5 protein-coding genes are annotated in these 4,787 nt (G+C 64.1%); 4 read left to right on the top strand and 1 reads right to left on the bottom strand.

The window, feature by feature from the left end:
* From EN893_RS19260 to EN893_RS19250, 3 genes are all read left to right on the top strand, one after another.
* Positions 1 to 346 (top strand): GNAT family N-acetyltransferase (locus EN893_RS19260; RefSeq protein ID WP_164900956.1); only part of this gene is annotated, 346 nt, incomplete at its 5' end.
* Positions 346 to 1,911: an amidase family protein gene (locus tag EN893_RS19255; RefSeq protein ID WP_127272495.1), complete on the top strand. Its 1,566-nt coding sequence runs from the start codon at positions 346 to 348 to the stop codon at positions 1,909 to 1,911. The genes EN893_RS19260 and EN893_RS19255, both read left to right, overlap by 1 nt.
* A gap of 125 nt (positions 1,912 to 2,036) precedes the next feature.
* Positions 2,037 to 2,828: a YdcF family protein gene (locus EN893_RS19250; protein ID WP_127276740.1), complete on the top strand. Its 792-nt coding sequence runs from the start codon at positions 2,037 to 2,039 to the stop codon at positions 2,826 to 2,828.
* Here the strand turns inward: EN893_RS19250 and EN893_RS19245 are convergent.
* Positions 2,807 to 3,520: a DUF599 domain-containing protein gene (locus EN893_RS19245; protein WP_027161543.1), complete on the bottom strand. Its 714-nt coding sequence runs from the start codon at positions 3,518 to 3,520 to the stop codon at positions 2,807 to 2,809. The genes EN893_RS19250 and EN893_RS19245 overlap by 22 nt on opposite strands.
* A gap of 178 nt (positions 3,521 to 3,698) precedes the next feature.
* On the opposite strand from EN893_RS19245, the gene EN893_RS19240 reads away from it, so the two are divergent.
* A partial coding sequence (locus tag EN893_RS19240; protein WP_128361703.1) for an L-serine ammonia-lyase occupies positions 3,699 to 4,787 on the top strand: 1,089 nt, incomplete at its 3' end.

The following is a 4,787-nucleotide window of genomic DNA, read 5'->3' as shown; positions in this document are numbered from 1 at the left end:
TTTGACGGTTGAGCAGATGGCCGGTCAGGACACGACGGTTTTCATCGCCCGCGATAAAGGCCTGGCCATCGGCTGCGGCGCGCTGAAGCGTCATGACGGCGCCATTGGCGAGGTCAAGCGCATGTATATCAGGCCGTCGCATCGCGGCCAGAAGATCGGCGCGAAAATCGTTGAGCGGGTCGAGGCGCTGGCGCGCAACGAGGGACTGAAGCGACTGGTGCTGGAGACGGGCGATCGTCATCCCGCGGCGTGGACAGTCTACGAACGCGCCGGGTTTTCGCGTTGCGGCCCGGTGCTGGATTATCCCGATTCTGAGTGGTCGGTGTTTTACGAAAAGAGCCTTTGATGAGCGACCTGACCCAGCTGACGATTTCACAGGCCCGCGCCAAGCTGCGCGGCAAGGAAATCACCGCGACCGAGATCACCGAGGCCTATCTCGGCGCTATCGAGCGCGCCAATCCGGCGCTCAATGCCTATGTCGCCGTGACCGGCGACAAGGCGCGCGACATGGCCAAGGCGTCCGACGCCAGGCTGGTCAAGGGCGAGGGCGGTGCGCTGGAAGGCATTCCGTTGGGGATCAAGGACCTGTTCGGCACCGAAGGCGTCCACACGCAGGCTTGCAGCCATGTGCTCGACGGGTTCAAGCCGCGCTACGAATCGACCGTTACGTCAAATCTGTGGGCCGACGGCGCCGTTATGCTCGGCAAGCTCAACATGGACGAGTTCGCCATGGGTTCGTCCAACGAGACGTCCTACTATGGTCCGGTCATCAATCCGTGGCGGCGCTCGCGCCTCGATACTGCGGTGATGCCGACGACGCATCAGGGCGATGGCGGCTTCGTCTCGGCCGGCGGCACGAGGGCCGTGCGCAGCCTGGACAATGCGCAGTTGGTGCCGGGTGGCTCTTCCGGCGGGTCGGCCACGGCAGTCTCCGCCTTCCTGTGCGCCGGCGCGACCGCGACGGACACTGGCGGCTCGATCCGCCAGCCGGCCGCCTTCACCGGGACGGTCGGCATCAAGCCGACCTATGGCCGCTGCTCGCGCTGGGGTATCGTCGCGTTCGCCTCGTCGCTCGACCAGGCCGGCCCGATCGCGCGCGACGTGCGCGATGCCGCGATCCTGTTGAAGTCGATGGCATCAGTCGATCCGAAGGACACGACGTCGGTCGACCGGCCAGTGCCGGATTATGAGGCGGTGATCGGCAAGCCCATCAAGGGCATGAAGGTCGGCATTCCCAGGGAATACCGCGTCGACGGCATGCCCGAAGAGATCGAAGCGCTGTGGCAGAAGGGCATTGCCTGGCTGAAGGACGCCGGCGCTGAGATCGTTGACATTTCCCTGCCGCATACGAAGTACGCGCTGCCTGCCTACTATATCGTGGCGCCCGCCGAGGCTTCGTCCAACCTCGCCCGCTATGATGGCGTCCGCTACGGATTGCGCGTGCCGGGCAAGGATATCGTCGACATGTATGAGAAGACCCGCGCCGCCGGTTTCGGCCGCGAGGTCAAGCGCCGCATCATGATCGGCACCTATGTGCTGTCGGCCGGCTATTACGACGCCTACTATCTGCAGGCGCAGAAGGTGCGCAATCTGATCAAGCGGGATTTCGAGACGGTCTTCGCCGCCGGCGTCGATGTCATCCTGACCCCGGCAACGCCTTCCGCCGCCTTCGGCGTCGCCGATGAGGACATGGCTGCCGATCCGGTCAAGATGTACCTCAATGACATCTTCACCGTCACGGTGAACATGGCCGGCCTGCCGGGCATCGCCGTACCCGCCGGGCTCGACGCCAAGGGCCTGCCGCTCGGGCTGCAGCTGATCGGCCGGCCGTTCGACGAGGAAACGCTGTTCCAGACCGCCGCCGTCATCGAGCAGGCCGCAGGCACGTTCCAGCCGGAGAAGTGGTGGTAGGGACGTCGCTCGTCTAGCGCATGCCCTGAAAGTCGGAATCGATTTTCGGAAGGATCCTGCGCAAAATCAAAGTGTTAGCGTCCTTTGAGCGCCCACGCCCGCGCGGCGCTGCAATGGGGTGAGCGATGTTCTTCTACCTGTCCAAGATCTTCTGGTTCTTCATCCAGCCGCTCAACCTGGCGATCTTCCTGCTGCTGGCGGGACTGCTCGCGGCCATGATCGGGCGCCGGCGGCTGGCGGCCACCGGCAGCTTGCTGGCATTTCTGATCCTTGCGCTGTCAGCCTGGACGTCGCTCGGCGCCATGATGCTCAATCCGCTGGAAGAGCGCTTCGCGCGCCCGCCGCTGCCGGCAAAGGTCGACGGCATCGTCGTGCTCGGCGGCGGCTTTGAGGGCGCCATCAATCTGGCGCGGGGCGGCTATGAGTTGAACAGCAGCGGCGATCGGATGGTCGAGACCGCAGTTCTGGCCCGGCGCTTTCCCACCGCCAAGGTGGTCGTCTCCGGCGGCACCGGCGCGTTGTTTCTCGATGGCGAGGGCGATGCCGCAACCGCGCCGCGCCTGCTCACCGCGCTTGGCGTGGCCGCCGATCGTCTGATCCTGGAGAACAAATCCCGCAACACCTATGAGAACGCGGTCTTCACCAAGGAGTTGGTCACGCCGAAGCCCGGCGAGACCTGGCTGCTCGTGACCTCAGCCTTCCATATGCCGCGCGCCAAGGCGCTGTTCGACAAGGCCGGCTTCGCCACCGTTCCCTGGCCGGTCGACTATCGCACCTCGGGCAAAGAAGGCATCGGGCTGTTCCGCGATAATCCGGCCGACTCACTGCAGGCCACCACCATGGCCATCCGCGAATGGATCGGGCTTTTTGCCTATTGGCTGTCTGGCCGGATCGATCAGCCTTTTCCAGGCGGCTGACCGATCACCGCCTGCCTGGCGGCCGAGAAGAACTGGCGCCGCACCAGAACGGCCAGCAGCAACAGCGTCGACAACACGAACACCATGGGGTCGACGAACCAGCCGAGATAACCGATCGAGAAGAACACCCCGCGCAGGCCGGAGTTGAAGTGCTTTCCGGCCAGCATGTTCATTTGCGCCGCACGCCACACCGCCGTTTCGGTGACAGGATTGCGTGAGGCTTCGCCATGCGGGATCGGCACGGCGCCGATCAGGATCGTGCAATAGTTGAACAGCCGGTACGCCCAGCCGAATTTGAAGAACGAAAACGCCAGGATCAGCACCAGTCCGAACACCTTTATCTGAAAAGCCGCGCGCGACGGCGCGCCACCCAAGGGCAGGTCGCTGAGCACTTCAAGAACCCGGTCGGACGCGCCGAGCAAGGCAAAGCAGCCGCCGATCGCGATCAGCGAGCTGGAGGCGAAGAAGGCGGTGCCTTGCTGCAGCCCGCTCATAATGGCGGTGTCGACGATGCGGATCTCGCGCTCGGCCATGGTCCGCATCCAGGCTTGCCGCTGTGCATTCATCGCCGTCGTCAGCGACATGCGGCTGACCAGCTTGCCGTCGGAGGCGAACGTGTGCAGCAGCCACGCGACGAGGAAGAAGGCCAGCGCCGCGAGATCGGCTGTCGAAAGATCGAGGGAATCGCCCATGGACTGAATTTATCACATTCAGCGCAATCGCTTCGATGTCCGCATACAGCGATCGTACCAATGTCGCTGCCGGAGCAAACAAGGTCGGCGGGTGCAGCGCCGCGATTTCCAAAAGAGCGGAAACATCGTGGGAATTCCTATATGTAGTCCTCGACCTGACTCCAGGAGACAACGCCGCGTGTTCCTTTCGGTTTTCGACCTGTTCAAGATCGGCATAGGACCGTCGAGTTCGCACACGATGGGGCCGATGACCGCCGCTGCGCGGTTTCTCGACGAGGTCGCGGGAAATGACTGGCCGCGTCCGGCGGGCGTCAAGGTCGACCGGCTTGGCGCAAGCCTGCACGGGTCACTCGCCTACACCGGTATTGGCCACGGCAGTGATCGCGCCGTCATGCTCGGCCTTGCCGGTCTGACGCCGCAGACGGTCGATCCCGACCAGGCCGATGGCATTGCCAGCCGCATCGCCGCCGAAAAGCGCATTTCGCCGCCCGGCCATCCCTCCTATCGCTTTGATCCGGCCACCGATCTGGTGCTGGACCGCAAGACGCCGCTCACCGGTCACGCCAACGGCATGGCGTTCTACGCCTATGACGCCGGCGGCCGCCTGCTGCTCAAGCGGATCTATTATTCGATCGGCGGCGGCTTCGTGGTTTCCGAAGAAGAACTGCAGCGGATGAAAGCCAAGGGTTCGGTGACAACCGAAGGCAAGAAAGTGCCTTATCCGTTCAAGAATGCGGTCGAGATGCTGGCCATGGCCGGCAAAAGCGGTCTTTCCATCGCCGACATGAAACGCGTCAACGAGGAAACGCAGATGACGCGCGAGGAGCTCGACGCCGGCCTCGACGGAATCTGGAGCGCCATGAAGGGCTGCATCGACCGTGGCCTGTCGCAGGATGGCATCATGCCGGGTGGGCTGAAGGTGCGCCGCCGTGCCCGCATGCTGCACGATAAGCTGCAGGAGCAGTGGCAGCAGAACAAGCCCAATCCTTTGCTCGCCAATGACTGGCTGTCGATCTACGCCATGGCCGTGAACGAGGAAAATGCCGCCGGCGGCCGCGTGGTCACCGCGCCGACCAATGGCGCTGCCGGCACGCTGCCGGCGGTGCTGCGCTACTGGCTGCATTTCCATCCCGAGGCGGACCAGCCGAGCATTCGTGATTTCCTGCTGACGGCTGCCGCCGTTGGCGGCATCATCAAGACCAACGCATCGATCTCGGGCGCCGAGGTCGGCTGCCAGGGTGAGGTAGGCTCCGCGTCGGCGATGGCC

The sequence above is a fragment of the Mesorhizobium sp. M7A.F.Ca.CA.004.04.2.1 genome, from assembly GCF_004022825.1.
In the GTDB taxonomy this organism is placed as follows: Bacteria; Pseudomonadota; Alphaproteobacteria; order Rhizobiales; family Rhizobiaceae; genus Mesorhizobium.
Note: the sequence above shows the minus strand (reverse complement) of the source record. Positions and strands in the feature narration are given on the sequence as shown.

What these genes read in the sequence shown, in the direction of transcription:
- EN893_RS19255 (WP_127272495.1), top strand. Translation starts at nt 346, where the DNA reads ATGAGCGACCTGACCCAGCTGACGATTTCACAGGCCCGCGCCAAGCTG.
- EN893_RS19250 (WP_127276740.1), top strand. Translation starts at nt 2,037, where the DNA reads ATGTTCTTCTACCTGTCCAAGATCTTCTGGTTCTTCATCCAGCCGCTC.
- EN893_RS19245 (WP_027161543.1), bottom strand. Translation starts at nt 3,520, where the DNA reads ATGGGCGATTCCCTCGATCTTTCGACAGCCGATCTCGCGGCGCTGGCC.